The sequence below is a fragment of the Sphingobium sp. LMA1-1-1.1 genome (assembly GCF_040676365.1).
In the GTDB taxonomy this organism is placed as follows: Bacteria; Pseudomonadota; Alphaproteobacteria; order Sphingomonadales; family Sphingomonadaceae; genus Sphingobium.
This window is the reverse complement of record NZ_JBEGHS010000012.1, coordinates 1-24,756: the sequence shown is the minus strand read 5'-3', so window position 1 is coordinate 24,756 and position 24,756 is coordinate 1. Positions and strand designations below refer to the sequence as shown.

The following is a 24,756-nucleotide window of genomic DNA, read 5'->3' as shown; positions in this document are numbered from 1 at the left end:
ATGCGTGAAGAAGAATTGAAGGCGCCGGAGGCACGGCGCGCGGGAGAGAAAAATGGAAATGCGCACAGCCGGATCCATGCCACGCAATGGTTCGACCACCACGTTGAAGCTACTGATATTCATGATGTTTGCGGCCTTTGCGATGACGACCGATTCGGTCGGCACCGTCATCCCGCAGATCATCCGCGAATATCAGCTTGGCATGACCGCGGCCGGATCCTTCCATTACGCAACCATGTCGGGCATCGGCCTCTCTGCTATCGGGCTCGGTTTCCTTGCCGACCGGATGGGACGTAAATGGACGATCCTGATGGGCCTGGGCCTGTTCTGTATCAGTTCGGCGCTGGTCGCCACCGGCAGCCGCTTTGGGCTTTTCGTCATGATGCTGTTCGTTTCAGGTCTCGGAATCGGCATTTTCAAGTCGGGCGCGCTCGCGCTGATCGGCGACATCTCAACGTCCACGCGCGAACATGCCCAGACGATGAACCTGGTGGAGGGATTTTTCGGCATCGGCGCGATCATCGGTCCGGCGATCGTTTCCTACGCGCTGCTTTCCGGCGCGACATGGAAATGGGTCTATATTATCGCTGCCCTGCTGTGCCTGATCCTGATCGCCGGCTCGCTCATGACGCCCTTCCCCCGTCATTCCCGGTCTGCAGTGCAGGAAACCGACACCCGCAGCGCCTTCAGCATGCTCGGCGACCCGATCGCCCTGTTCTTCGCATTGCTGCTGATGCTGTATGTCGGCGCTGAAGCTGCCATCTATGTCTGGGCGCCCACCTATTTCAGCGGCTATTCCGGCGAGAATGCATGGATGGCGGCCTATGTCGTCTCGATCTTCTTCCTGTTGCGCGCAGCCGGGCGTTTCATCGGCTCCTGGCTGCTGAGGCGGCTGGACTGGACGGTGGTGCTGGTGATCTGCAGCAGCGCGATGGCGGCGCTGTTCCTTGCCTCGGTCCTGCTGGGCCGAGGTGTAGCCGCGCTGGCACTGCCCGCGACCGGCCTGTTCATGTCCGTCCTCTATCCGACGATCAACTCGACCGGCATCAACTGCTTCGATCGCGCGCGGCATGGTGCGATCGCGGGCTTCCTCCTATTCTTCACCTGCGTCAGCGCCGTGGTGGCGCCGCTCGCCATGGCGGCGGTCGGCGACCTGATGGGCAATGCCGATTTCAGCATGATCTTTGGCGCGGTCCTGGCAACGCTGCTGGCGCTGCTGTGCATCTGGAACTGTGTCCGCCAGCCCGCTTCGGCGCGCCTGCTGGAACGCAACCAACAGGACTATGCGTCCGACGCCGTTCGCCCTCCTGAGCAGCCAGCGCGGTCGTGAGCCGCCGTCTGGCCAAATTCGCGCTGCGACCATCGCCGCAAGGGCGCCTGCAGTCCCGGCGCACCTGCCGGCAAAATGCGCGGGCGCCGTCGGGAAATGGCAACGGGAGCAGCGATCGCGCCGCTCCTGCGGCGCATCGAGAAAGATTTCAGACGGTCTTGCGCAACAGGTCGACGTTGCTGCCTGCCTTGTCGAGCGCATAGATCCGCGCCGCGGTGCCACCCAACAGAAGCGCGCGATGCGGTTCTGACAACCCGGCCACGGCGCTGCGCCCCAGTTCCACCAGCTCCTCATAGCTTCCGGGCGACTGGGAAATGTCGGTCCCCCACATCAGGCGATCGGCGCCGAACCGGGCGATGAAGCGCTGAAGGATCGCCATGGGATCAAACCCGTCCCCCACGATGCGCGCAAGTGGGATCGCAGTGAATTTCAACGCTATGTTCGGCATGTCGGCGAAAGGCGCGATCAACGCGTCCGGGCCATCCAGAGGATCGCTGTACGACTGGTTGGAAAGATGATCGATCACCACCGGCACATCTGGATAATCGGCAACGAGCCGCGCCAGCAGTTGAAGTCCTTCCGGTCGCATCGCCGGAAACAGGTGAACACATATCGGAACCTGCCGCTCCTGCGCCAGCCTCCACAAGGGCGAAGCCATCTCTCCGCCCAGCCAGTCCATTCCGGCCATGCCAGGCCGTTGCATCAGCCTGAATCCTACCGCGCCGCGTTCCAGCCAGAATATGGCGTCTTCTACCTGGCTCTCGCTCGTGGCATCAATCGCCACCACGGGGAACAGGCGATCCGGGGCAATTGCAGCCGCGCTGCAGATATAATGATTGTCAAAACCATATACCTGGCGGCGCTGGACCATCAGCGCCATGCCAACGCCATTTTCATCCATCTGCTGAAGCAGCCGTTCGGCGGAAAATTCGGACGCCCGGCAGCGCGCCTTCATCTCTTCCGGCAGGGGCAGCGTAGGAAATGCTTCGAAATCGCCGGAAAGGACGTGAGCATGCGAATCGACGATCGCGTTCAATGGATAATCCCCTGTGCTGAAGGACTTTCCTTTTATTGAATACAATTATGATAGGCAATTTATTTCTGAACTGACCAGGAAAGCGAGCACCATCGGCCGGCGCGCGCCCTTCCCGAACGAAGGGCGTCCCTCATCGTCAGCCCAGCGAATATATGTCGAGCGTCGTTTCACCCTGCAGCAGCCGACTGCAAATCTCCGCCTCATCCAGGTCGCGGCGGCGGCTGGCCTCCACCACCTCGGCCGCCCGACCGCGCGGGATGGCGACCACTCCGTCCGCATCGCCGATCACCAGGTCGCCCGGATGGACGACCAGTCCATCGAACAGCGTCGGCGCATTGATCCAGCCGATCGCCTGCCGGTCCTTGCTCGTGCCGCGAACGCACAGCCCCCTGGCGAAGACCGGGAAATCGACTTCGGCAAGCAGGTCGAAGTCACGGACGCAGCCGTCCAGCACCAGCCCGCCCAGTCGGCGCACCTTGGCCGCCGTTGCCATCACCTCACCCCAATATCCATGGTCATATTGGCCCGAACAATGGGCCACCAGGACATCGCCAGGCTGCGCCGCATAGATGGCGTAATGAAGCCAAAGATTGTCGCCCGGCGGACAGTGCACCGTCATGGCTGGTCCGCAAAGTCGGAAATGCGGATGAACCGGCTTGATCGCACGCGGCATGACCCCGATCTTTCCCCCGGCTTCATGCACGGTGGCCGAAGCCAATCCCTGCGCCTGCGCCACGATTTCGGGGGCCACCCGCTCGAAACCCCCGGTAAGGACGCGCGATTTGGGGTCGATCATGAAATATCCTCCACAAACAGGCCGAGCGCCGCAAGCCTGCGGCAGCGAACAGCTTCATAATAATGATACGATCGTGTATTCATTATTGTTGGGCAGGTCAAACTTCCAGCTATCACGCCTCTGAATGGTGTGGCGGGAGGCGAAAGCGATAAAACCGCTACCCAGCCAATGGCACCACCTCACCGAGAAATCAGACGAAGGCTGTCGATTACCCTTTCCATATGCGACCAATTGGAATAATTGCCTAACGATCAGATATGCAGATATCTCATCGGCTACGAGGAGCTGAGCTTGTCAGAAAAGAAAGCCGCGGACCTGGCCGACGCCCGTTCAGCATCGCCGGGATCCGAATTCACACTTGCACTTGAACCCGACTATTGCTGCGGCGGTGGCCATTGCGGCCCCCTGCCCGGCTATGATTTTCGCTGCCCCAGTTGCGGCAAGGATAGTGCCGACCGCCTTGGCGACTATCTGAAGGTAGGGGAGATCCTCACCTGCTATTTTTGCCGAAGACGCATGCGCGCGATCGAACAGATCGGCGATTTTGAATATCGCTTTGAATTTGCGGACTGATTTCTGAAATGGTGCGATGGCTGAAGTGATGGAAAGAATGGAAACGGACGTCCTAGTCATTGGCGGCGGTTCGGCCGCCACGCGGGCGGCGCTGGAAGCGTCCGATGCGGGCGTTTCCGTCCTGTTGGTCGACAAGGGCCGGGTCAGCGAAAGCGGATCGAGCCCACATGCGCTCGTCGGCTTCAGCGTGCCCCTGCTGGACGAACAGGACAGCGAGCAGCTGTTCATTGACGACTGGGTCGAGGCTTCAGGCGGCATATGCGACCGCGACCTGGTGACGATGTGCGCACGGCATGGTCGGACGCTGGCGGAAGATGTGGAGAAGCGTGGCGTTTCCTTCATTGCCAACCCCGATGGCAGCTGGTTCATTTCCAAGCGGGCGGGCCATTCCGTCCGCAGGACGCTACAGGCCAAGGGGCTGGGCAAGGGCGTCCATGCCAATGTCATCGCGCCGTTGCGGCAGGCGGTGATCGCAGCCGGCGTGGTGCTGGCGGAAGATATGATGGTCACGCGCCTGCTCAAACGGGGCGACCATGTGGCAGGCGCCTATGTGGTGCGCGCCGATGGCAGCCATCTGGTCATTTCCGCCAAGTCCGTGGTTTTGGCTGCGGGCGGTGCCAATCGGCTCTATTCGATTTTGTGCGAAGAGGTGAAGGAACATCATTGCCGCACCACGGGCGATTCCTGGCGCCTCGCTTTCGAGGCGGGCGCGCCCATCATCGACGTCGAATTTACCCAATTTCGCGATTCGCCGCCCGCCGGGCCGATTTTCGGCGCCAAATATGTCAACGCCCTGGGCGAGCGCGTGATGGAGCGTTACGACCCCGTGAACCTGGAATGCGCGCCGCGCTACATGATGGCGCGCGCGGTTTACCGCGAAAATTTCGAAGGCCGTGGTCCGGTCGTCTGGAATGTCGAGGAGGGTGAAGTCGCCCGTTCGCGCGCGCCGGTGGGCCACCAATATGAAGCGGGCCAGGTCGTTCCCATCACGCTCATGTTCCAGCGTTCGATGGGCGGGGCGCGGATCGACGCCAATGCCGCGACGGCGGTGCCGGGCCTGTTCGCGGCAGGCGAGGCATCAGGGGGCGTGCACGGCGGCGACCGGATGCAGGGCTGCGGCTTTCTGGAAACGCAGACCTTCGGCATGCTGGCGGGGCGAAGTGCGGCCGCCTATGCCGTTTCGCATCCGCGCGTGGGGATCGACGAAGCCGCGATCGAGGCGGAACGAACCCGGCTTTCACGGCGCAAGGGGACGAAGGATCCCTCTTCGCTCATACCCGTCATCCAGACATTGATGTGGGAAAATGCCGGCGTCGTATCCAACCGGGAACGGCTGGACGATGTGATCGCCCGCCTGGCGGCAATCCGCGCGGAGGCGGAGAGCAATGTTGCCGGGGAGGATGTTTTCGCCGCCGAAGAGGCCGCCAATCTGGCGCTGGCGGCGGAACTGGTGGCCCGCGCCAAACGGGCGCGTGAGGAAACCCGCAGCGGGCACGGGCGCACCGACTTCCCCGAAGCGGACGCGAACTGGATCCGGCACGTCTGCCTGTATCGCGAAGCGGACGGCGAAATAGGCCTGACGACGGTGCCTGTGGAAACCTCCGCAACGCCGTCCAGCGCCGCAAGCCGGTGGACCTCGGAAGACGAGTAAGGCCTGCGAAACGCGGCAACATCAACATAAGACGCAGGGAGACGGTAATGCAATCCGCAAGCTTGGGGCGAAAGGCAAAATCATGACGGGAAAAATCACCATGGCGAACTCCTATTCGCCGCGCGAGGTGCAGCTGCTATGGACTGGCGCGATAGTCGCCCTGCTCGCGGGCCTGGCATTTGCGCTTATGTCCGGGGTCAGCACGTTTTTCCTGTACGGTTTCCCGATCATCTTCGGCGTGATCGGCGCCTTCGTGCTGGCGCGCCGCGAGACCGGCAGCCGGCCGGCCATCCATCATGCGATCACTGCGCTGCGGCTCTATTACGCCGCCCATCTGATCTGGACGTCGCTGCGCTACTGGTTCACCGACATGCAGCCGATGATGACTGCCTCTCTTTCCTTCGAGTTCATCGACATGCTCGAAAAAATGGGCATATTTCCAGCCATAAAGACGCTGGAAGGCTTCATCGGACTGATGTTGCTGTTCAACCGGTTCGTGCCGCTGGCGCTCGTGCTCGAAGTTCCGACCAGCATGACGATATTCTACCTGAACACGTTCATTTCGCACACTATCCGGACGATATTTACAGGTCCGGCGGAAATCATCGTCAATGGACTGACGCTACTGGGCTATTTCGGTTATTATCGACCGTTCCTGGCCGCCAGGACCGAACCAGCCCCTCCCCTGTTGAAGCATGCCCCGCCATTGCAGGACGGTTATCCGCAGAGGGACGGAAGCCCATCGATCGGACACATCGCCGAAACGGAATAACCGTAGCGACCCGGCCACATCCTGGACGGGCAAACATTCCGATAATTTTTGCAATCGATTGTATTTTATATTTGCATGACTGCATGAAAGGGCATAACCAGCAGGAGAGCACAAAGCCCGGATCATCGATTTCACGACGATCCCTGATATGGCCTCCTCCTTGACCATATACAGACGCTGGTTGCTCAATTCCGGTCCAGTTGATCCGGAGAAGCACTGGCCTTCATATTGACTGCACACAATGTGGAGGCCAGTGCTTTATCAAAAGCACCAGACAGGTAATAACGGTCCATGATCTCCTTCATGGGCCGTTATTAATTGATGGTCCTGAAATCTGATCGACCGCTCCTCTCTGATCCTTGTCGATAAAGATCAGATCTGCGTTCGGGATTCTCCGTTCCGCGATGTCTTCCCCGATCAGTTCGGATCGCTGGCAAATCGCTTCAGCGCGCGAGCAGCGGCGCGCCCGCCGGCAGCTTGACCATCTTCACGCTCCACACAGCCGCGATCAGGGCCAGCGCGATCAGGCCGAAATAAGCGGCTCCCCCCTCGAAATTCATCGCGATGACGCTGGTGAAGGAACTGGCGATCGCGCCAACCCGGCCAAATGCTGCCGCCGCGCCAATTCCGGTGGCTCGCAATTCGGACGGGTAGATGAGCGCTGACAGCGTGTAGAAGCCGTTATGCACGCCGGCCAGCAGCAGCCCGAGCAACGTGAAGATGAGCAGGATGGGGGCCGGAAAAGCCGGATCCAGTGGCAGCGCACACAACAACAGGGCGATGCCGGAAGCAATGGCTGTCATGGCCATCAAGGGCAAACGAACGCCATGGCGCTGGATAAGCAGCCCGCTCAACAGGCCGCCAAATGTCGCGCCGCCGTTGAAGGATCCCATGATGAAGCTGGTCGACGCCACCCCGAAGCCGCGGCCATGCAGCAGTGTCGGCAACCAACTGAACAGCGAATAGGTCGCCAGCAGGCAGAAGAAGAAGCCCAGCCAAACGGAAATCGTCTCCAGCCGCAACCGGCCTGCAAACAGGGCTGAAAATTTTCGCCGCTCGTGCGTAGGAGCGACATCGAAGAAGCGGCTGGACGAGGCGATCGGCCCTTTGAGCCGCCGCATGACCTTATTCAACTCCCTCTCCCGTTCAGGCCGGAGAGCGAGGAAGAACGGGCTTTCGGGCATGCAAAGGACGAAAAGCAGCGACGTGACGATGGCCGCAGCGCCGACCAGCAGGAACAGACTTCTCCAACCAAAGACCGGCAGCATCAGGCCGCCGAGCACGCCCGCCAGAAATCCGCCAAAGGGGATGAAAGCCATGCCGATCGCGATGGCGATGGCACGCCGACGCGGCGGACTCGTTTCCGTCAGCATCGCCGCGCCGCTGGGAATGGCCGCGCCCAGGCCGAGGCCGTCGAAGAAGCGGACGATCGCCAGCGTAAATGGATCGGGCGCCAGCACCGCACCCATGGTGGAGATGCCGAACAGCAGCAGGGCCATGATCAGCGTCCAGCGTCGGCCGATGCGGTCAGCGATGAGCCCGCCGCATATTGCGCCAAAGGTGATGCCCGCCAGGCCGATTGCGGCCACCGGCGCCATGGCCGCCTTGGATATCTGCCATTCGGCCAATATTGCAGGGATGGCGACGCCCAATATCTGGTTCGCGCAACCATCCATCATGAAGGCCAGAGCGCCAAGAGCCAGCACCAGTTTCTGCTGAAGCGTCCAGGACGTCGAATCCATGAACTCAGTCAAGTTGACCGGATTTGGGGCATCACGTTCGCCGCCCATCGATCTCTCCCTACGCTGGAAACTATATTGGCTATCTGATTGCGAGAAACCGCAATCGCGATGCCTGCCGCTGTGGGCATTCCAAAATTGTAGTCAGTAATTTTATTTGATTTTTATCTTGTTATGAGAGGCATTTTTATTCCGAAAATTTTGTCATTATTGGATCGACATGTTCCCGGCGCCGAATATAGGAAGATCGATTCAACCGGCTTCCTGCTAATCAATCAAGGCGCCTTGATGGCCGCAACTCGGAATGGCCTGACCGATGACAGCGTGAATATATTGTGGACCATCATGGGTTCACCCTGGGCAAAGCGGGTCGCTTCAGCCAGTGTGTCGGCTTCATACAGGACGACGCTACCCGCTCCCGCGCCTGCCTCGTCCAACAGAGCGCCCGCCATGACCAGGCGATCGCCTTCCCCCTTCCGGTAGGCGATATGATCCGCACGATGCCGCTCGCGATCTTCATCGCTACCCTTTTGGCTATATTCGATGAGGAAATGTGGCATTCATCTCTCCGTTGACGGGTGGAAAGCCTTTTCGCTGCGCGTCTGGAGTTGATGGTAACGAAATTGCCGCCGCGCTTCGTCCAGCCTCGTTCCATTGCGCACGGCCGCCCTGATCTGCTCTTCCGCCTCATGGATCGTTTCGGCAGCTTCCAGCACCCCGTCTTCGTGCTCGCGCGGGATGACGATTACGCCATCCGCATCTCCCAACAGGATGTCACCGGGGGCAACGCGGGCGCCGCCGATCGTGACGACGCAATCCATTTCCTCTACCTGCACGCGATCCTTGCCCGTACGCATCCAGTGGCCGCGGCTGAAGACCGGATAACCAAGCTTTCGGCATAGCGCCACATCACGGCTGATACCGTCGATCAGCGTCCCCGCGAGCCCTCGGCGATGCGCAATTTCCGTCAGTATATCGCCCCATATGGTGGCATCTTCGCGGCCGCCATTGTCGATGACCACGACGCTGCCTGCCGGCACATCGTCAATATAGTCGCCAACCGTCCCCGGCGGGTTGGCGGCTGGGCCGCAGCGCATCGTGAAGGCCCGGCCCGCCATGCGGAACGCCGGATCGCGCCCCTGGATCTGGTAGCATTGGCCAACGATGCCCAGCTTGTCCAGCGCGTCGCTGACGGTCGCGGTATCCAGCTTTGCCGCGCGGACAATATTCCTGTCTTCGGTCATTTGCGCGCCTCATCGAGCATATGTTCATAGTTTCCGCCCAGCACTTCACTAAGGCGCCCGCCCGCGAGTATGGCCTTGGACATGGCTGCTTCCTTCGCGACGATTTCTTCAGCCGCTTCCAGAACAGCTTCGATATTCTCGACAGCAATGAAGATCACCGCACTGCGATCCGCGATCACATAGTCTCCGGCATTCACGGTCACATCCCCTATGCGGACCGGGACGTTCGTGTCCTTTTCCACCACGCGCCCACGCGCCGTCAGGGATGTCAGGCGATTGGTGAAAATCGGAAAATCATAGCCGCGCGCCTCGTCAATATCGCGCACCGGGCCATCGGCGACAACACCCGCGACATTCCGTTGCATGGCGCCCAGCGTCAGCAGACCGCCCCAGCAACCTGCCTCCACACCTGAACGCTGCTCCACGACGATGATGGTTTCGTCATCCGACTGTTCGATGGCCGCCGTGCAGAGGTGACGCGGCGGTCCGGGCGGCGGGCTGCCAGTGCCCAGCAGGACGGTGATCGCTCGGCCGGCTATGCGCCGGTCGCCCGATTCCTGGCGCAGGCCGGTCACCTGCCCACCCAGTTTCAGCCGGTCGAGCGCGTCCGAGACTGCGCATACATCCAGTCGCCGCAAACGCCGCAGCAGGGGATCGGAGGAATTTGCACTCATATGTTTTCAGTCCTTAATCCCAGTAGACGAAGCCCATCGCATTGCCGGTGCCGGCCTCGCTGCGGTAGCAAGGCACATAATCCACGACGTGCGGCGCCAGACCCAGGTCGGCCATCACGGCAGCGACAGGCACCCAGTTCTTCATTTCCGATGTTCCGTCCTGGAAGATCGCCTCCCCCAGCGCCTCGACCTGTGACATGTCGGCGGAACGCAGCGCGTCGAGGAAGACGCGGTCGACATCTTCGTCGATCACGAAGTGAGTCAGCCCTCCCGACGCGATGACGGCCACCCGCGCATCGCTATTCCAGTTGGCGATCGCCTTCAGCACCGACTTGCCGAACGCATGGCATCGTTTCACGGTCGGCTGGTTGGGGGGGTAAAAGGTGTTGACCGTCACCATCACCATCGGCACTGGCCTGTCGCGCATCAGGCGGCGACAGACGAAGCCATAGGCGTGGGGTGTTTCCGGCTTCGGCAGGGCCTTCATTGCCGCGACGTCGAATTCGTCCTGCATCGCCTGCGCAATGATGGCTCTCGCCAGTTCCGGATGGCCCGGATAGTCGGCGCCGCCCGCCGGAATATAGCCAGGCACCGATTCCGCAATGCCAGGCGGCAGCTTGGCCATCCGATCGGGCGAAAATTCATGATTGGTGATGGTGTCGCCATAATGAACGCCGAAAGCGGGAATCAGCCGTTCGTCGAATATTTCCATCTGGTCGTTACCGATCACGACGGCGACATCAATCCTGGCCTCCTCGAACCGGTCGGCCAGTTCCTCAATCGCCGCCTGGCAAAGCCGCTGGCGCATATCCCATGCCTCCTGCGTGATCTGTTCCCGCAGTCCTTCGTCACGGCGCGCGGCGACCAGTTCGTCGAAGGTCCAGCTCTGCCCCTGCCATGCATGGCGATTGGCCTTGTCCGCCGGCACACGGGCTCCCCAGACTTCCGTCTCCGTCACCAGCATCGGACCATGGCTGGTGCCAATACCCAGCACTATTTTCGCCATGGCTCAGTTCTCCACCCGATCCAGCTTGAACAGCGCGCGCGCATTCCCTTCGAAAATTGCCGACTTCTCGTCCTGGGACAGCCAGTCGAAACTTTCGATACAGGGACGGATATCGTCGAAGGTCCTGCCCGTATCCGGATTGATCGCCGAACCCACGCCTGGGCATTCCGCACCAAACAGGCAACGGTCGGCGCCTACGGTCTTGATCAGCAGGCGCAGCGCCTCTTCCGAATAAAGGACCGTGTCATAATAAAGATACCGCATGGTATCGAGGAATTCGAAGCCGCGGCGCGCGGCCGACGAACGGAATCGACCGATATGATAGGGAATAGCCCCACCACCATGGCTGACAACGATCTTGAGGTTCGGGAAATCCTTGAACACATTGGATTCCAGCAGGCCATATACGGCCATCGTCTCTTCCAGAAGGAAGTTGAGCGTATAAGGCGCCCGCGCCGAACGGGATCCGGCCGAATGGATATGCGCCGGAACGTCCAGTTCGCATAATTTCTCATAAAGAGGATACCAGTAGCGGTCGCCCATGGCGGGCGGCTCTACCCCGCTATTTTCGAACGGGTCGGGGTTCAGCAGGCACCCCTTGAAGCCCAGGCGGGACACGCATCTTTCCAGTTCCGGCAGCACGACCTCGACCGGTTCACCGGCAATCTGAGGCAGGCCGGCGACCGGCGCGAAGCGATCGGGCATCAGTCGCGACTGCCGCGCGATGATATTGTTGGTTTCCTCGGTGAACCAATGGACCAGCTTGGCGGGCTTTTCCGAATGCATCATCTGGAAGGGACGCGGGCTCAGCAACTGATAGTCGGTGCCAACCCGATCCAGCATGTCCAGATGGCCGCAGGGCGCCATTTCCTTCCGGTTGGTGTGCGACAAAATCTCCTCATCGCTCAATTCGGGAAAGGCTCGACCATGCTCTCCCCGATGGGAAAGGAGCATGGATTTATAGACCCACAATTCGGCAGGGGCGCTAACATGCCCATGGCAATCGATAATCAAGGCCGTCCCCATTAATGGATTTGGATGCATTTTTGTATAACAATCTTTTAGTAGCCGTCAATGGCGCCATTCGGACTGTTTTCCGCCCTTTTCCGCTGGTCCTTTACAAAAGCGGCTTTCCAGCGCGGAATTGGTGGAGTAGGTGATCATTCAATTGTGTCAGTCAGATTGAGGCAAATCGAATGAAAGCGGCTCAGGCGGATGGGAGCGGGGTTCCAAGCCATATTGCCGCGCAGGTCAGGGCACTTGTTGCGCGCGGAATTTTGGCGCCTGGCATGCGGCTCGGTCAGACCGAACTTGCGGAGCGGTTCCAGGCAAGCCGGGTTCCTGTACGCGAGGCACTCAAACTGCTGAGCTCTGAGGGCATAGTCGAACACGACCCCAATCGGGGCTTTTTCGTCACGCCTCTGTCGCGGGACGAGGCGGAACAGTTGTTCGTCATGCGGCACCTTATCGAGGATGAACTGCTCACATCCGTCGCATGGCCCGACGAGGCGCAACTGAAGGAATTGGACGAGCGCGCCCACGAGCTAGAGGGCCTGCTCGATGCCGGAAACCGTACGGAATGGTGGGAGCAACATCGCGAATTCCACCGGATGATCTTCAATCTGTCGCCACGCAAAATCATCGTGCGGGAAGCGATGCGACTGTGGATGCTCACGGACAGGTACAGGGTATTATTGCCTCTGCCGCGCCGGGTCAGCGAAGAGCGCGACATCGTGAACAAGCATAGCCTGGTCGCCGCGCTTGCGGAGCAGAACCGCCCCAAGCTCATAAATGAGAGGCGTGCGCGCCGACAGGGATTTGAGCGCCTCGTCATCGAGATGCTCGCCTCCAGGGACCTCTAGGCCGTAAACGGCCGCCAAACCCGGAAAATCATATTTCATTCTCGACGGCGTGCCGCAGCTTGCGCGCGGCGGCCGCGGGTTGATACGCCACGCCGACCAGGTCATGGGCTTCGTTGACGATCTCCCGCAGACGCGTCAGCCTGCCTATTTCCGCATCGGAAAGATGGGCGCGATCAGCAAGCCGCAGGTCGATCAGCCGCCACACCTCGTCCAGTTCGGCCTCCCTGTAGATGAGATGCTCGTCCCTTCGCGACGCCTCCAGCCGCTGCGCGATCAATGCCAATGTGGCGTTGTCAAACCCCAGAACATCCATCGCATCGTCCAAATCCATCCGCCCACACTCCAATTCGCGTGACAACGCCAAAAACCTTCTATATAGAATTCATAATTGTATAGCAATGTGGAGTTGCGCAGTGCTTTCTCGAGAAGATAATGAGATTCTGGTTCGCGTTGGCCCGGGAACGGCCATGGGCAATTTAATGCGCCGTTTCTGGCTGCCGGCCCTTCTTGAAAGCGAACTTCCCGATAATGATGGAACTCCCGTACGCATCCGGCTGCTGGGGGAGGATCTGGTTGCGTTTCGGGACAGTTTGGGCCGCATAGGCCTGCTGGAGGAACATTGTCCCCACCGCCGCTCCTCACTGGCGCTGGGCGCGAATGAGGATTGCGGCCTGCGTTGCCTGTACCATGGCTGGAAATTCGACGTGAACGGCCAGTGCGTCGACACGCCCGCCGAACCGGAAGGCGCAACCCTGGCCAAGGCGATGCGCGCCAAGGCCTATGCCACCCATGTCGCGGGCGGGATGATCTGGGCTTATATGGGCCCGGCGGAAGAAAAGCCCCCCTTCCCCGATTTCCCCTGGCTTTCAATGACGGGAGGCCATTCCGTCCCCTTCAAGCTGCTGGAAGACTGCAATTATGCCCAGGCGGTGGAAGGCACGGTCGATTCCGCCCATGCCGGCGTGCTGCATCGCGAAAATCCCTGGTCGCAGGAAGCAAAATATCCCCATGAAAAGGATCTCCGCCCACGGCTCGAGATCGATTATACTAATTATGGCCTTCGCTATTGCGCTATCCGTAATGACGAGGGGCTTCGTCACGCGCGCGTGACGCAGGTTGTCCTGCCCTTCTGGACGTTCATTCCCCCCGATGGCGGCAAGGCGCCCGCCTTTCGCCGCGATCGCCGGCTGGTCAACGCCTTCGTGCCGCGCGACGATTATTCGACCTGGCATATCCAGTGGTTCTTCGACGATAATTTCGCGATCGACGTGCCGCATCGCATAGAGGAAGGCGGCCACTGGCATGACGAGCATTTCCGCAAGCTGGTGAACATCGACAACTGGTATAATCAGGACCGGGAAGCGATGAAGAGCAGCAATTTTTCGGGTATCAAGGGCATCATGACGCAGGATCATGCGGTGAGCGAAACCCAGGGGAGGATACTCGACCGCACGAAGGAACATCTGGGCCGGTCAGACATAGCGGTCGTGGGATGGCGCAGGCTGATGCTGCGCGCCGCCCGAGAGCTGGCTGTCAATGGCTCCGCTCCCGAAGCGGCGACGGCGCCGGTCGACTGGTCGCGGGTGACAGCCGAAACCTTCACCTATCCGTCAGAACAAGGCTGGCGCGATGTCCTGCCCCTGCCGGAGGAGTTGAAGCCGCAGACATCCAGTGCGGCCTGACCCGGACGCAATAGCGCCATGATCGTAGACAGCCACTGCCATGCCAGCGACAAATGGTATGAGCCGGTAGAGACGCTGCTGGATGCCATGGATCGCAACGCGGTCGATGCGGCGGTGCTCGTCCAGATGCTGGGCGACTTCGAACATGAGTATATGCTGGAAGCCGCACGGCGATATCCTGGCCGCTTCGTCGTCGTCGGCGGCGTGCGCATTGAACGGGGCGACGCATGCGAAAACATCAGGCGTGCGGCCGATGCCGGCCTTGCCGGGGTGCGCCTGCGTCCCGGTGGACGCTCGCCGGGCACGGATCCCCTGGCGCTCTGGCGTTGCCTGGAGGAACTGCGGCTTCCCATAAGCTGCGTGGGCAAGGCAGCGGACTTCACCAGTCCCGATTTCACGGCGTTGGTGAAGGCGCTGCCCGGCGTCCCCATCGTGCTGGAGCATCTCGGCGGCCTCGCGCGGCCCGATGTGGGCGACCGGAGCAAGATGGCGGAGGCCGTTCTTGAACTTGCCCAATATCCCAATGTGCATCTGAAACTGCCCGGACTGGGTCAACTCGCGCGCCGCATGGCCGAACTGGACCCCCGGATCGCCATGCCGTTGCAGATGGACGGCGTCACGGCTTTCATCGACCATATCATTACCGCCTTTTCGGAACGGCGTATCATGTGGGGCAGCGATTTCCCCCCGGTGGCGTCAAGGGAAGGCTATGCCAACGCGCTGGAATGGACGCGCCTTAGCCTTGGCCACCATCCGGCATCGACGCTCCAGTCCATATTCGGCGAAACCGCCCGGCGAGTGTTTTTCCAAGATTGAGGCGAAACAGGGATCTGGCATCACAGGATCCTCTGCCGCCGTTTGACGACCGGGCCGGGCTTAAACCATTGAAGGCAGCAACGGTTACGGTTCGCTTTCTTCTGCGGCTCTGCCTGGCGCATGTGCGATTGGCACAGCGGCAACAATCAGTAGATGGACCGTCTTTATCGGGATCTTACCCGCGATTTCGCTTGATCACCTAAACCAATCGGGCCATGCTGAAGCAATCCATGGATTTCCCTGGGTTCCGACCGGAAACCTTCCCGCGGCTGCAGACATCTCACTGTGACAGAATGAGTGACCCGGAGCGCCGCGATCCCGAAATCTTTCTGCGTCAAGCAGCGCAGGAGGGTCGCGGCCGTCTCAAGATATTTCTCGGCGCGGCACCGGGTGTGGGCAAGACCTATGAAATGCTCACCGACGGCATGCAACGGCTGAAGGCCGGCGTCGATGTTGCGGTTGGCGTGGTCGAAACTCACGGCCGGCACGAAACCGAGGCCCTGCTCCATGGGCATGAGGTCATCCCCCGGCGCGAAGTCGATCATCAGGGCCATGGCCTGACCGAAATGGACCTCGACGCCATCCTCGCCCGCCATCCCGCTCTGGTGCTGGTCGACGAACTCGCTCACAGCAATGCACCGGGCAGCCGCCATCCCAAACGCTATCAGGATGTCGAGGAGTTGCTCGATGCCGGCATCGATGTCTATTCGACCGTCAACATCCAGCATGTCGAGAGCCTGAACGACATCGTCGCGTCCTTCACCCGTGTCCGTGTGCGGGAAACTGTGCCCGATTCAATCCTTGAAACGGCCGAGATCGAGGTGGTTGACATCCCGCCCGACGAACTGATCGAGCGTTTGAAGGAGGGCAAGGTCTATATTCCGGCGGAGGCCAGCCGGGCGCTCAACCATTTCTTTTCCAAATCCAATCTGACGGCGCTGCGAGAGATGGCGCTGCGCCGCGCCGCGCAGGCTGTCGATGCCCAAATGCTGGACTATGTGCGGGCCCATGCGCTGGCTGGCAGCTTCGCGGCGGGCGAGCGCATCGTCGTCGCGATCAGCGAACTGCCAAGCGCACAGGGCCTTGTGCGCGCTGCCAAGCGACTGGCAGATGCCCTGAGGGCCCCGTGGACCGCTGTCCACATCGAAACCCAGCGTAGCCTTGCCTTCACGGCGGAGGAACGCGCTCATCTGGCGGACACCATGGCGTTGGCGTCGCGCCTGGGGGCAACGACCGCGACCATCCCGGCCTCCAGTGTCGTGGAAGGACTGCGTCAATATGCGACAGACGCACGCGCCACCCAGATCGTGATTGGAAAGGCAAGCCGCAGCTGGTGGTTCGAACTGCGCCACGGGTCAGTGGTCGATCGGCTGGTGCGCAATATGGGCGATGTCGCAGTCCATGTGCTGCCCGGCGAAGAAACGGCCCATCATCGCCGTACCCGGCGCGCTGCCACAAGTCCCTGGGGCAAGCCCTCCGACTATCTCTGGTCGACGGCGATGATCGCGATGATGACCGCCGTCGGGCGCCTGCTGGTCCAGACCATTGCGCTTGGCAACATCGCCCTGCTCTATCTGGTGCCTGTGATGTTCGCCGCCGCCAGCTTCGGCCTGCGTGCCGGACTGTTCGCCGGGCTGCTGTCCAGCCTGGCCTATAATTTCTTCTTCCTGCCGCCAACCGGCACGCTGACGGTCAGTAATCCGGAAAATGTCATCTCCATCCTCGTCCTGCTGGGCGTCGCCATCGTCACCAGCCAGTTCGCCGCGCGCGTTCGCGCCCAGGCGGATCTGGCGCATGGCAGCGCGCGGCAAAATGCAGCGCTCGCCGGCTTCTCCCGGCAACTCACGGCCGCTGCCAGCCAGGATGAGTTGATGCACGCCATATGCGGCGAGGTCGGACGGCTGTTCGATGTGCGCACGGTCCTCCTCCTTCCTTCCCCCGATGGGCCACAGCTGCGAGCCGCCGTGCCGCCCGAGGATCGGTTGGAGCAGATCGAGAAGGCGGCCGCCCAATGGGCGATGGACAATGAGCAGCCCGCGGGACGCGGATCATCGACGCTGACGGCATCGGACTGGCTGTTTCATCCCTTGCGGACGACACGCGGGGTGCTCGGCGTGCTGGGGCTGGCGCGGGAGGATGCCGGGGAACCCCTGCGATCCGATCAGTTGCCGCTGCTCATGAGCTTGCTGGACCAGGCCTCGATCGCGTTCGATCGCATGGCGCTGGAGGAGGAGATGCTCGACGCACGCCAGATCCGGGAACGGGACCGGCTGCGTTCGGCCCTGCTTTCCTCCGTGAGCCATGACCTGCGCACCCCCCTCACCACCATCATCTCGGCCATTCACGAGTTGAAGCGCCAGCACCCCTCCGATCTTGCCGACACGGTGGAGGCGGAAGCCCAGCGGCTGACCCGCTTTGTCGCCAACCTGCTGGACATGGCGCGCGTCGAAGCTGGCGCGTTGCCGCTGAAGATCGAGCCGATCGACCTGTTCGATGCAGTGGCAGGCGCCGTACATGACACGCGCCAATCGCTTGCAGGGCATGAGGTTAAGGTGGATATCCTGCCCGATATTCCCTTGGTCCGGGTCGATCCGACGCTATTGCACCATATCCTCATCAACCTGCTCGACAATGCGGGGCGCTACGCCGATCCTGACACGCCCGTGATCATCAGGGGGCAGCGCCTGCATGATGCGATCACCCTTTCGGTGATCGATGAAGGCCCCGGAATTCCGTCGGGCAGCGAGGCTAGGGTGTTCGACACCTTCACCCGCATGGAGGGATCTGACCGGGCGAAGCACGGTACCGGCCTTGGCCTCGCCATCGTCAAGGGCTTTGCAGAAGCCATGGGCCTTGGCGTTTCCGCGGCAAACCGGGGCGACCCGACAGGGGCCTGTTTCACCCTCCGCTTTCCCCAGACGCTGATCCTGTCTCCGCTTCCCGATGAGGACATATTATGACGACCCGCCACAAGGTACTCATCGTCGACGACGAACCACAGATCCGCCGCCTGATCCATGCGGCCCTGGCCCGCGCCGACTATGCGACGGTGGAAGCAGCCAATGCCCGGGAAGCGCTCGAGAAACTGCGGGATGAGCGACCGGACATCAGCCTGCTTGATCTGGGCCTGCCCGATCGGGACGGGCTGGAACTGGTGCCGCTCATCAAGAGGGACTCGGACACCAGCCTGATCGTCATCTCGGCACGGGACGCGACCGAACAGAAGGTCGCGGCGCTTGATCTGGGCGCGGACGATTATCTCACCAAACCTTTCGACACGGACGAGATGCTCGCGCGCGTGCGCGTGGCGCTCCGCAATCGCATGACCAAGGATGGTGGCGTTTCGGCAGTCCGCGCGGGAAATGTCATGATCGACCTGATGGCGCGGATCGTGACGAAGGAGGGACAGGAAGTGCATCTGACGCCAAAGGAATATGGCGTGCTGGCGCAACTTGCCAAATATCCCGGGCGGGTGATCACCCATCAGCAGATCATGGCCCATGTGTGGCCGCACGAACATGCGCATCATGTTGAATATCTGCGCGTTCTGGTGCGCACCCTGCGGCAGAAGCTGGAGGATGACCCCCAACGACCGCGCATCATCGCCAATGAACTGGGAATAGGCTACCGGCTGAAGGAGGGCGATGGCGGTTAAGCGCTCCCGCACTGAGCCGCCGAAGCGCAGCGTTCAGATCTCGACCTGCGACCCCAGTTCCACCACGCGGTTGGTGGGCAATTTGAAGAAATCCATCGGCGTCACCGCATTGCGCATCATCCAGGCGAACAGCTTCTCGCGCCAAATGGCCATGCCGGGCTTCTCCGATGGGATCAATGTCTGGCGGCTGAGGAAATAGCTGGTCTGGCTGACGGCGATCGGTCCGCCGCAACCTTCGACCGCTTTCATCGCGGCGGGTATGTCGACCTCTTCCATGAAACCATGGCGCAACATCACGCGATAGAAGCCCGCGCCCAGATCCGTCACTTCCGACCGGCCGGTGAGCGGCAGGTGCGGCACCCCTTCCGTTCGCACGGTCAGGATGATCACGCGCTCATGCAGTATCTTGTTATGCTTCACATTATGGAGCAGCGCCGGCGGCACCCCCTCTATGCGGGAATTGAGGAAGATCGCCGTGCCCGGCACACGCTTCAGGGAGCCGGAAACAGACTGGATGAACAGTTCGACATCCATCGCGCCTTCGAGCAGATAGAAGTTCATGATCTTCCGTCCTGTCGACCATGTCGTAAGGGCGATGAACACCACGGCCGCCACCAGCAGCGGGAACCAGCCTCCATCGGGAATCTTGGTCGCATTCGACAGGAAATAGGCGCCGTCCACCACCAGGAACAGCCCCGTTACGCCCGTGGCGATCAGCCGGTTCCAGCGCCAGACGCTGAAGGTCAGCACGGCCATCATGCAGGTGGTTATGACCATGGTCCCCGTAACGGCAATACCATAAGCCGCCGCGAGATTACTCGAAGACCGAAAGCCCAGCACCAGCAGCACGACCAGGAACAGCAGCGCCCAATTGACCAGCGGCACATAGATCTGTCCCGCCGCCGAGGCGCTGGTATGCGCGATCTTGAGGCGAGGCAGGAAGCCTAGCTGCACCGCCTGTTGAGTGACCGAGAAGGCGCCGGAAATCACGGCCTGGCTGGCAATCACCGTAGCGAGTGTGGCCAATATCACCAGCGGCAGGCGCGCCCATTCCGGCGCAAGCAGGAAGAAGGGATTTTCCGCCGCCTCCGGGAGGTCGAGCAGCAGCGCGCCCTGGCCCATATAGTTGAGCAGCAGGCAGGGAAAGGCGGCGTAGAGCCATGCTATGCTGATCGCCTTGCGTCCGAAATGACCCATATCGGCATAGAGCGCCTCCGCTCCCGTCACCGCGAGCACGACCGACCCGAGCGCGAGAAAGGCGAGCTTTGCATCCAGTACAAAGAAATGGATGGCCCACATCGGGTTGACGATCGCGACAATCGCCGGATGGCGAATGATGTTGAGAATGCCGAGCCCGGCCAGGACCAGGAAATAAACGGCCATGATCGGTCCGAACAGCGCCCCCACCCGCGCCGTGCCATGCTTCTGGATCAGGAACAGCCCGATCAGGATAACGATCGCGGCAGGAAGAACGAAGGGCGTGAAACCGTCATTCACGGTCTCCAATCCTTCCACCGCAGAGAGAACCGATACGGCGGGGGTGATGATCGCGTCGCCGTAGAACAAGGCTGCCGCCAGCACGCCCAATATGGCGATCGTCGGAGTCCACCGGCTCTCCCCCAGCTTGCGCGAGATCAGCGCGAGCAAAGCCATGCTGCCGCCCTCCCCGTGATTGTCGGCACGCATGATGATGAACACATATTTGACCGTGACAATCAGCGTCATGGTCCAGAACATCAGAGACAGGACTCCATAGATATGGGCGGGGTCCACGGCCAGCGGATGGTGGCCGACAAAGCTCTCCTTCAAGGCATAAAGCGGTGATGTGCCGATATCGCCGAAAACCACGCCCAGCGCACCCAGCGCCAGAAGCGGCAGCTTCTCTTGCGGATGGCCGTGGCCCACCCCCTCACCCGCTCGATCCGTCATCCGCACCGTCACCCGCTGTTTCCCGGCCGCCCATTGCATGGAGCCACATTATATTTCCAGTGGAACTTTATTCGATCAGCATAGGATTCGCGTAGGAATGCACGAAAATCCTGTCGGATCCTATGGAATTTAAACGCAGAGCGCGGCCTTTCGCTCTCGATAATCTACGCCGAAATGCGCAATTGGACATTCTCCCCGAAGGAGAATGCCGAAATGACGCGCTGGTATGAACATGGGGCAGCGAAAATCGGAGTGAGGCTGGCTGGCTTGGTCCTGTTGATCTCCACCTGGCCAGAGGAAGGCCTGCTACATCGGCTGGTCCTGGGCACTCCGGGCACGGAGATGAACGCTGCAGAAATCGCACTCGCCGCTCTCTTGTTTCTGAGCGGATGCGCAGGCGCGGCTCTGACTATCATGGGACCACGGCTGTGGCAGCCGGTGAAACTTTCAGCACGCTGGTCCAGCCAGGGGTCCGCCAACCCAAAGTCGCGTCAGCCACTGCACGACAAAGCCGATCATCCTTAGAAAACCGCCTGTCGGCACTCTGTACCAGCGACGCCTGCACTTCCGTTTTCTCCGTGTCATCCACAGCTTGGGCTTCGCAGCCCAAATCCATGCGAGATTTCCGATGGCCAACCGCGACACCGACCGGCCGCTGCTGTGCTTGATCCATCAGCGCGCGTCCGGTCAGCTGCGCTGACCATCGAGCTGTGCGATCATCGGCGACAGACGCTGCTACCGGCGGTACGTCACGGTAATACCTATGGTACGCGGGCGGAATGTCGCATTCTCGAAAAGCAGCGTGCTGCTATCTTGATGAGCAAGGGCCAGACGGGGGGCGCTATCGAGCAGATTGTCCACGAACAGCGATATATCCGCGCCATGTACAAGCGCGCCCGCACGCAGACTGACGAACGTAGTGGCCGCGGGGGCGATCAGACCGGGGTCATAGCTGGCGCTAGCAGGATCGCGTTGGGGTATCGGACGTCGCAGCCGGCTTTGATACTGAAGATCGCCGCGGAGGAAGGCATCGACGCCGCCAATTCCAAATTCATACCGCCCGCCGACGCTCAATGTCCAAGGCGGACCTTCGATTGCGTCGCCGTTCAGCACCACGATCTGACCTTGCGACGCCAACCGCGCATCCTGCGTGAAATGCGTATCGGTGTATCCGGCCGCCAGGTCCAGTGTCACGCCCCGCAGCGGCGAGAGCGAAGCCTGAAGATCGAACCCGCGGCTGCGCGCAGTGCCAAGGTTGGCGATGAAGCGCAGGGCGCAGGTCGGCAGGTTGACTATTTGCTGGATGTTGCTCCAGTTCGAAGTGTACGCCGACGCTTCAATCTGGACCTTTCCTCCGAAAAACTTGTTCTTCGAACCAAGCTCCCAACTCGTAACCTTGTCGGATTTGTAGGCGCCTGGAGCAGAGTTCAGACCAAGCGCAGCAAGATCGTCTGCGCACGGAGTGACCGGGATCGGCGGATTGGCGCCGGCGGCGCGAAATCCCTTGGACCAGCTGGCGTAGAACAGGTTGTTCCGGTCGGCCTGATAGTTCACGCCAAGCTTTGGCGTAAAGGGCCTGTCGGTTTTCCTGCCGGAGCCTTCAGTCCGCGAACCATTTTGCGAGCCATCGGCGAAATTGACCACTGAGAATTTGGACTCGGCGTAACGGCCGCCGGCGACGATCTTGAGCTTTTCGGTGATCCCATAGGTGACATTGGCGAAACCGGCGATCTGGCTTTCCGTGGCGACCGAATTGTTGATGTAGCTGTCCTGTCCATAGAGCGGATAGCTGAAAAAGTCTTCGAGGCTTTGGCCGAACACTGCATTGAAGAAGCTATTGCCGAGTGGATCGACCAGCTCGTCCGTGCTGCGTTGGCGGCTGTGCTGGTAGAAAAGGCCGACTACCCAGTTCAGACGTGCGTTCGGATCCGACGATTGCAGGCGAAGTTCTTGCGTCACGAGCCGCTGTGTATTGGTGACGTGCGATGGGCTAAGATAGTAGGGCAATCTCTTATCGATGCCGGTCGGCGTCAGGAAAGGGTAGAGTGGGCCGGGATGGGCATCGGTGCTGCCGCCGGGGCCAGTGCTTTGAAACCCGCAACCATCCAGATAGCATTTCTGGTAATAGGAAAGATTGTACAGCGTGCCGCTGTAACCGGTGCGGTTCATACGCTGAAAATATGAGCTGATCGATGTAATCGAGACTCCACCGGTGTTGTACTGGATGTTCAGCGAGGGTTGATACCAGCGGTCGGAACTCCCCCGATATTCCGGAGTGCTGGTGTGGAAAACCCCATTCCCCGGATCAGAAATGCCAACAAAGAAATTGTCAGATGCGTTTGTAACACGCTTCTGGTAGGTGATACCGAGCGTGATCTTGAGGTCGTCGTCCGGCGCATAGGTAAGAGCGCCCCGCAGCACAGTGACATCGCCCTGATTGATGTTCTTGTCATCAACGATCCCGGTTTGGTTGTCGACATGATCAATGTAGCCGGCGTCACGCCGGTGCCAGGCGCTGATCCGGAAGCCCAGTTTCTGGGGAACGATCGGTCCGCCAATCGCTGCGCCGGTTTCCCAGTTGACACCGCCATGCGCAACGGCAGCGATCTCTGCCCGATCATAGGTCTGAAAATGATCAAGATTGGGCTGCGGCGTGATGAAGCGCACCGTACCGCCTTCCGACCCGGCGCCGAACAACGTCCCTTGCGGCCCGCGGAGCACTTCGACACGCTCGAGATCAAAGATGGCAGGCAATGTATTGTCGGAACTGAAGCCCAATCCGCGTATCTGAATTGGAGTGTCGTCTATGTAGATGCCGGTCGTACCTGCCCCCGCGTCTGACGCGATGCCGCGGATGCTGATGTTGTTGCTTGCACCTCCCGCGCTTCGCCCGAAACGAATCCCAGGGGTGAAACGCGCTACGTCGGCCAAGGATTTGATGCCGCGAACATCCATCGACTCTTGGGAATAAGCGCTGATGCTGATTGGAACGCTTGAAGCGACCTGCGCCTGGCGGGTGGCGGTAACTACGATCTCGCTCGGTCCTTGTGCCTCATCCCTTTTCGGTGGCGCGTCTTGCTGCGGCGCCTGAGCGCGCGCAGGTATCGCCACCAGCAGGCCGGCAAAGGCAACCCCCATCATCACACCATTATGCAAGTATTGATGCTTGTTCATTTCCGTGCCCCGTTCGTTTGCGCTCTTGATGTCGCGATGCAGGTGCCCGGCATCCTCCGATATAGCCAAGTCTAGGACGATTGCGCGCTCCTGCTACGCCAGGAGTGCCACTACACAAGGCTTGCAGTGCCATCGGCCGGTGCTGAGCGGAACGACCAGGGCTCGTTGGAACGGGTAATGTCAGCCCTTGCCGCAGGCGTGGTTCTGGCCTGGGATATATTTGCACCATCACGAAACCTCATCAACAAGAGCGACAAAGCGCCGCGCGTGATCCGCAATAGCGTTCCTTATGAACTGATGCTGTGGATGCCTCCTTCGCCCGGCATCGTATGATGCTGATTGCGCCGATTTGGTGCACGAAGGAGGAGCGGATGGCAGAAGCATACATCTTGGCGATCGATCTGGCGAAGCGGAGCTTCCAGGTCTGTGCAACGGATCACGCGGGATCGTGTGTGGATGCCCCCAGGTTCGCAAGGGGATTTTCCGGCATTCCTTGATCTGCCCCCACCGAGTGGACCGATCGGAGTGTTAGTGGATTAAGCCCATCGCCGCCATATCCGGGTGGAGGTGGAGCGAAGCGGAACCGGAGGCCGGATATGGCGGTGTCGCCGTTTCCGGGGCCGGTGGCTGGTATCCAAGACTGCTGTGCGAGCGCACGGTGTTATAATGCCGCCGCCAGGCTTCGATCAGTGAGGTGGTGTCGGCAATTCGGACAGGGTGATAAGCTCATCCCGACCTGAAGGAATGGACGGGAATGAAGACGACGAGAAAGCGCTACAGCGCCGAGTTCAAGGCGAAGGTGGCGATGGAAGCGATC

At 60.7% G+C, this 24,756-nt stretch carries 21 protein-coding genes and 1 pseudogene; 10 read left to right on the top strand and 12 right to left on the bottom strand.

Annotated elements, in window-relative coordinates; all coding sequences use genetic code 11:
* The first annotated feature begins 52 nt into the window (after positions 1–52).
* Positions 53–1,330, top strand: coding sequence for an MFS transporter (locus tag MRBLMA1_RS07715; protein ID WP_363735936.1), 1,278 nt, complete (start codon positions 53–55; stop codon positions 1,328–1,330).
* Between the two features lie 148 nt (positions 1,331–1,478).
* Here MRBLMA1_RS07715 and MRBLMA1_RS07710 read toward each other — a convergent pair whose 3' ends face one another.
* Together MRBLMA1_RS07710 and MRBLMA1_RS07705 are read right to left on the bottom strand one after the other, a co-directional pair.
* Positions 1,479–2,366 (bottom strand): amidohydrolase family protein, encoded by an 888-nt coding sequence (locus MRBLMA1_RS07710; protein ID WP_363735935.1) that lies wholly within the window; start codon positions 2,364–2,366, stop codon positions 1,479–1,481.
* Positions 2,367–2,502: 136 nt separating this feature from the next.
* On the bottom strand, positions 2,503–3,162 hold the full coding sequence (locus MRBLMA1_RS07705) for a 4-carboxy-4-hydroxy-2-oxoadipate aldolase/oxaloacetate decarboxylase (protein WP_363735934.1): 660 nt from the start codon (positions 3,160–3,162) through the stop codon (positions 2,503–2,505).
* Between the two features lie 291 nt (positions 3,163–3,453).
* Here MRBLMA1_RS07705 and MRBLMA1_RS07700 point away from each other — a divergent pair, with 291 nt between their 5' ends.
* The 3 genes from MRBLMA1_RS07700 to MRBLMA1_RS07690 all read left to right on the top strand — a co-directional run bounded on the left by MRBLMA1_RS07700 (position 3,454) and on the right by MRBLMA1_RS07690 (position 6,158).
* Entirely contained in the window at positions 3,454–3,735 is a 282-nt protein-coding gene (locus tag MRBLMA1_RS07700; RefSeq protein WP_363735932.1) for a hypothetical protein, read from the top strand.
* Positions 3,736–3,772: 37 nt separating this feature from the next.
* Positions 3,773–5,386, top strand: coding sequence for an FAD-dependent oxidoreductase (locus MRBLMA1_RS07695; protein WP_363735931.1), 1,614 nt, complete (start codon positions 3,773–3,775; stop codon positions 5,384–5,386).
* An 82-nt stretch (positions 5,387–5,468) separates the two neighbouring features.
* Complete coding sequence (locus tag MRBLMA1_RS07690; protein WP_363735930.1) at positions 5,469–6,158, top strand: hypothetical protein; 690 nt, start codon at positions 5,469–5,471, stop codon at positions 6,156–6,158.
* Between the two features lie 443 nt (positions 6,159–6,601).
* On the opposite strand, the gene MRBLMA1_RS07685 is transcribed toward MRBLMA1_RS07690, so the two are convergent.
* The 6 genes from MRBLMA1_RS07685 to MRBLMA1_RS07660 all read right to left on the bottom strand — a co-directional run bounded on the left by MRBLMA1_RS07685 (position 6,602) and on the right by MRBLMA1_RS07660 (position 11,847).
* A complete protein-coding gene (locus tag MRBLMA1_RS07685) occupies positions 6,602–7,900 on the bottom strand; it encodes an MFS transporter (RefSeq protein ID WP_363735929.1) in 1,299 nt (432 codons plus the stop codon).
* A gap of 272 nt (positions 7,901–8,172) precedes the next feature.
* Positions 8,173–8,457 carry a YciI family protein gene (locus tag MRBLMA1_RS07680; RefSeq protein WP_363735928.1) on the bottom strand — a complete coding sequence of 95 codons (285 nt, stop codon included), beginning with the start codon at positions 8,455–8,457 and terminating at the stop codon, positions 8,173–8,175.
* On the bottom strand, positions 8,458–9,141 hold the full coding sequence (locus MRBLMA1_RS07675; protein WP_363735927.1) for an RraA family protein: 684 nt from the start codon (positions 9,139–9,141) through the stop codon (positions 8,458–8,460).
* A complete protein-coding gene (locus MRBLMA1_RS07670) occupies positions 9,138–9,815 on the bottom strand; it encodes an RraA family protein (RefSeq protein ID WP_363735926.1) in 678 nt (225 codons plus the stop codon). The genes MRBLMA1_RS07675 and MRBLMA1_RS07670 overlap by 4 nt, the downstream gene beginning before the upstream one ends.
* A gap of 13 nt (positions 9,816–9,828) precedes the next feature.
* Positions 9,829–10,821 (bottom strand): protocatechuate 3,4-dioxygenase, encoded by a 993-nt coding sequence (locus tag MRBLMA1_RS07665; RefSeq protein ID WP_363735925.1) that lies wholly within the window; start codon positions 10,819–10,821, stop codon positions 9,829–9,831.
* Between the two features lie 3 nt (positions 10,822–10,824).
* Positions 10,825–11,847, bottom strand: a complete 1,023-nt coding sequence (locus MRBLMA1_RS07660; protein ID WP_363735924.1) for an amidohydrolase family protein — start codon at positions 11,845–11,847, stop codon at positions 10,825–10,827.
* 170 nt (positions 11,848–12,017) lie between these two features.
* Here MRBLMA1_RS07660 and MRBLMA1_RS07655 point away from each other — a divergent pair, with 170 nt between their 5' ends.
* On the top strand, positions 12,018–12,683 hold the full coding sequence (locus MRBLMA1_RS07655; protein ID WP_363735923.1) for a GntR family transcriptional regulator: 666 nt from the start codon (positions 12,018–12,020) through the stop codon (positions 12,681–12,683).
* A gap of 28 nt (positions 12,684–12,711) precedes the next feature.
* On the opposite strand, the gene MRBLMA1_RS07650 is transcribed toward MRBLMA1_RS07655, so the two are convergent.
* Positions 12,712–13,014 carry a hypothetical protein gene (locus MRBLMA1_RS07650; RefSeq protein WP_363735922.1) on the bottom strand — a complete coding sequence of 101 codons (303 nt, stop codon included), beginning with the start codon at positions 13,012–13,014 and terminating at the stop codon, positions 12,712–12,714.
* A gap of 136 nt (positions 13,015–13,150) precedes the next feature.
* Between MRBLMA1_RS07650 and MRBLMA1_RS07645 the strand changes: the two genes are divergently transcribed.
* From MRBLMA1_RS07645 to MRBLMA1_RS07630, 4 genes are all read left to right on the top strand, one after another.
* A complete protein-coding gene (locus MRBLMA1_RS07645) occupies positions 13,151–14,365 on the top strand; it encodes a Rieske 2Fe-2S domain-containing protein (protein WP_363735921.1) in 1,215 nt (404 codons plus the stop codon).
* Between the two features lie 18 nt (positions 14,366–14,383).
* Positions 14,384–15,181 carry an amidohydrolase family protein gene (locus MRBLMA1_RS07640; RefSeq protein ID WP_363735920.1) on the top strand — a complete coding sequence of 266 codons (798 nt, stop codon included), beginning with the start codon at positions 14,384–14,386 and terminating at the stop codon, positions 15,179–15,181.
* A gap of 293 nt (positions 15,182–15,474) precedes the next feature.
* Entirely contained in the window at positions 15,475–18,141 is a 2,667-nt protein-coding gene (locus MRBLMA1_RS07635; RefSeq protein ID WP_363735919.1) for a sensor histidine kinase KdpD, read from the top strand.
* The gene (locus MRBLMA1_RS07630; protein ID WP_363735918.1) at positions 18,138–18,836 is read left to right on the top strand and encodes a response regulator transcription factor; all 699 of its coding nucleotides are present in this window, start codon (positions 18,138–18,140) and stop codon (positions 18,834–18,836) included. Before MRBLMA1_RS07635 ends, MRBLMA1_RS07630 begins: the two co-directional genes overlap by 4 nt.
* 33 nt (positions 18,837–18,869) lie before the next feature.
* Here the strand turns inward: MRBLMA1_RS07630 and MRBLMA1_RS07625 are convergent, their stop codons facing one another.
* The gene (locus tag MRBLMA1_RS07625; protein ID WP_363736862.1) at positions 18,870–20,765 is read right to left on the bottom strand and encodes a potassium transporter Kup; all 1,896 of its coding nucleotides are present in this window, start codon (positions 20,763–20,765) and stop codon (positions 18,870–18,872) included.
* A 735-nt stretch (positions 20,766–21,500) separates the two neighbouring features.
* On the bottom strand, positions 21,501–23,939 hold the full coding sequence (locus MRBLMA1_RS07620) for a TonB-dependent receptor (RefSeq protein WP_363735917.1): 2,439 nt from the start codon (positions 23,937–23,939) through the stop codon (positions 21,501–21,503).
* Positions 23,940–24,116: 177 nt separating this feature from the next.
* Here MRBLMA1_RS07620 and MRBLMA1_RS07615 point away from each other — a divergent pair, with 177 nt between their 5' ends.
* Complete coding sequence (locus tag MRBLMA1_RS07615) at positions 24,117–24,272, top strand: hypothetical protein (protein WP_363735916.1); 156 nt, start codon at positions 24,117–24,119, stop codon at positions 24,270–24,272.
* 195 nt (positions 24,273–24,467) lie between these two features.
* On the opposite strand, the pseudogene MRBLMA1_RS07610 reads toward MRBLMA1_RS07615, so the two are convergent.
* Positions 24,468–24,635: pseudogene (locus MRBLMA1_RS07610) on the bottom strand (integrase core domain-containing protein); the annotation flags it as partial.
* Positions 24,636–24,756: the final 121 nt, after the last annotated feature.

Bases quoted from the DNA above. Each gene is read 5' to 3' on its own strand.
- MRBLMA1_RS07695 (WP_363735931.1), top strand. From the start codon at position 3,773: ATGGAAACGGACGTCCTAGTCATTGGCGGCGGTTCGGCCGCCACGCGG.
- MRBLMA1_RS07660 (WP_363735924.1), bottom strand. From the start codon at position 11,847: ATGGGGACGGCCTTGATTATCGATTGCCATGGGCATGTTAGCGCCCCT.
- MRBLMA1_RS07685 (WP_363735929.1), bottom strand. From the start codon at position 7,900: ATGGATTCGACGTCCTGGACGCTTCAGCAGAAACTGGTGCTGGCTCTT.
- MRBLMA1_RS07715 (WP_363735936.1), top strand. From the start codon at position 53: ATGGAAATGCGCACAGCCGGATCCATGCCACGCAATGGTTCGACCACC.
- MRBLMA1_RS07665 (WP_363735925.1), bottom strand. From the start codon at position 10,821: ATGGCGAAAATAGTGCTGGGTATTGGCACCAGCCATGGTCCGATGCTG.
- MRBLMA1_RS07690 (WP_363735930.1), top strand. From the start codon at position 5,469: ATGACGGGAAAAATCACCATGGCGAACTCCTATTCGCCGCGCGAGGTG.
- MRBLMA1_RS07675 (WP_363735927.1), bottom strand. From the start codon at position 9,141: ATGACCGAAGACAGGAATATTGTCCGCGCGGCAAAGCTGGATACCGCG.
- MRBLMA1_RS07655 (WP_363735923.1), top strand. From the start codon at position 12,018: ATGAAAGCGGCTCAGGCGGATGGGAGCGGGGTTCCAAGCCATATTGCC.
- MRBLMA1_RS07615 (WP_363735916.1), top strand. From the start codon at position 24,117: ATGTCAGCCCTTGCCGCAGGCGTGGTTCTGGCCTGGGATATATTTGCA.
- MRBLMA1_RS07680 (WP_363735928.1), bottom strand. From the start codon at position 8,457: ATGCCACATTTCCTCATCGAATATAGCCAAAAGGGTAGCGATGAAGAT.
- MRBLMA1_RS07645 (WP_363735921.1), top strand. From the start codon at position 13,151: ATGGGCAATTTAATGCGCCGTTTCTGGCTGCCGGCCCTTCTTGAAAGC.
- MRBLMA1_RS07625 (WP_363736862.1), bottom strand. From the start codon at position 20,765: ATGACGGATCGAGCGGGTGAGGGGGTGGGCCACGGCCATCCGCAAGAG.
- MRBLMA1_RS07620 (WP_363735917.1), bottom strand. From the start codon at position 23,939: ATGAACAAGCATCAATACTTGCATAATGGTGTGATGATGGGGGTTGCC.
- MRBLMA1_RS07670 (WP_363735926.1), bottom strand. From the start codon at position 9,815: ATGAGTGCAAATTCCTCCGATCCCCTGCTGCGGCGTTTGCGGCGACTG.
- MRBLMA1_RS07640 (WP_363735920.1), top strand. From the start codon at position 14,384: ATGATCGTAGACAGCCACTGCCATGCCAGCGACAAATGGTATGAGCCG.
- MRBLMA1_RS07630 (WP_363735918.1), top strand. From the start codon at position 18,138: ATGACGACCCGCCACAAGGTACTCATCGTCGACGACGAACCACAGATC.
- MRBLMA1_RS07635 (WP_363735919.1), top strand. From the start codon at position 15,475: ATGAGTGACCCGGAGCGCCGCGATCCCGAAATCTTTCTGCGTCAAGCA.
- MRBLMA1_RS07705 (WP_363735934.1), bottom strand. From the start codon at position 3,162: ATGATCGACCCCAAATCGCGCGTCCTTACCGGGGGTTTCGAGCGGGTG.
- MRBLMA1_RS07650 (WP_363735922.1), bottom strand. From the start codon at position 13,014: ATGGATTTGGACGATGCGATGGATGTTCTGGGGTTTGACAACGCCACA.